The 1,697-nt window shown below is 51.2% G+C and carries 1 protein-coding gene; it reads right to left on the reverse strand.

Annotation, left to right across the window (positions count from 1 at the left end; translation table 11 throughout):
* On the reverse strand, positions 1-1,620 hold a 1,620-nt coding region (tssI, locus tag AACQ83_RS24010), incomplete at its 3' end, for a type VI secretion system tip protein TssI/VgrG (RefSeq protein WP_112886966.1).
* Positions 1,621-1,697 lie beyond the last annotated feature (77 nt).

Here is a 1,697-nt window from a genome sequence, read left to right on the forward strand (position 1 = left end):
GGTCACCGTCTGATTTTGACCGACTTCAAGCGTCTGAAAGCCCTGCACGGCTTCATCATCATCGTTTTTAATTATCGCCGTGCGGTTATGCGCCACTTCTGTTTTCTGGTCATTACCTGTCTGCGTGGTGTTATCCCAGAGAATCTGCATGTTCATATCCCGTTGAGCATGAATAAACACTTCCTCGCTTCCTTTGTCATCCTCAAAGCGCAGTTCATTAAATCCCTCTCCCCGGTGAGTCCGGGTTTTAAAGGTGGTACGGGTTTTCTCCCGCGGTAAATCAAGCGGCGGCCGGTTGAGGCCATTGTAGGTACACCCCGTCACAATCGGGCGGTCGATATCGCCGTTGAGATAGCTGACTATCACCTCCTGCCCGACGCGAGGGATCGCCATAAAACCGAAACCGTTGCCGTTCCAGCCTTGTGCCACCCGTACCCAGCAAGACGCGAGGTCATCCGCTTTATCGTAACGGTTCCAGTGGAAATGGATCCGGATCGCGCCGTGTTCGTTCACATAAATCTCTTCGCTTCCCACCCCGACCACCGTGGCGACTTCATCACCGTCCGCCAGGGGTTTGTAGCGATAAGGCGGCCGCCAGTCCTGATGGCCTGGAATAAAGGCGACCTCGTTTGTCAGTGTCGTCCCTTCGCCCCCGTCGTTTGACGCGACAGGTTGCTGCCCATAATGCGTGACCGAGATCACCTGCCAGCGGTCGTTCATGGCCTCTATTGGATGGGATTGCAGGGTAAAAATTTTGCCCGGACGAAGCCGGATACAGTTAGTTTTGGCAGTGCCGACTTTGCTGTGGTTTCGTAACTGTTCCAGCCGCAATTGGGTAAAAGGTTTTCCTTCCTCGTCCCACTGGAAACGTCCGTAACTTTCAAACACCGAATTGTGCCCGCTATCGTCGGATTGCTTCTGATGTTCGAGCGAATATTTGGGGTTAAGAAAGTTATGGTCTTTCTGGATAGTGCCATTCGAACACAGGTATTCGCCATAACTCCATTCGTACGCGGTGGTATCTGTCTCGTCCGTTTCAGGGTGAGTATTGTAAGTCAGATCGATATCCGCCTGCATGCCCAGGCGGCAATCACAGAACAACGTCTGTTCTTCCTCAAACCAGAAGACAATGCCCTCTTCCGCCGCCAGCCGGCACCAAAAATCATAGGCCGATTCGCGTTTTTGCGTGGTGTATTCCCGTTCGGCATGGCGTTTATAGAGCGTATCGCGGGCAAAGAAAATATAATGCTCTTTAAGCAGCTCCGTTAAGATTTCCGGTACGGACTGTCGATGGAAAATACGGCTATCCTGGTTCAGTGTCATCAGCCACATTTTGGGGCGGACAGTGAAAATATAAAAAGTGCGACGGCCATCGGTATTACCCTGTTCAGCCCCGGTTACCAAACCATTAATGGTCCGTTCGGTCACGCCATTACGGGTAACGGTCAGTGACGCGCTGTCCCCCAGTTGTTCATTCAGGGGAATGTCATCACGTGAGCTCACCACTTTTAACGTCAGGCGATAAAGCTGTGACAGCTCTTCCTGTAAAGTAAATTGCGATACCTGAAAAGTGGTTTGGGGCAGTTCGCCAATTCGGCAGGTGAAAACTAATCCATCCATATTTGAAACCTTACATCATTGAACCATTATCCTGAAACGGGGATAACGCAAGAAGCCATTAAACGAGCCATGACATG

The organism is Photorhabdus sp. S10-54, assembly GCF_963878145.1.
In the GTDB taxonomy this organism is placed as follows: Bacteria; Pseudomonadota; Gammaproteobacteria; order Enterobacterales; family Enterobacteriaceae; genus Photorhabdus; species Photorhabdus kayaii.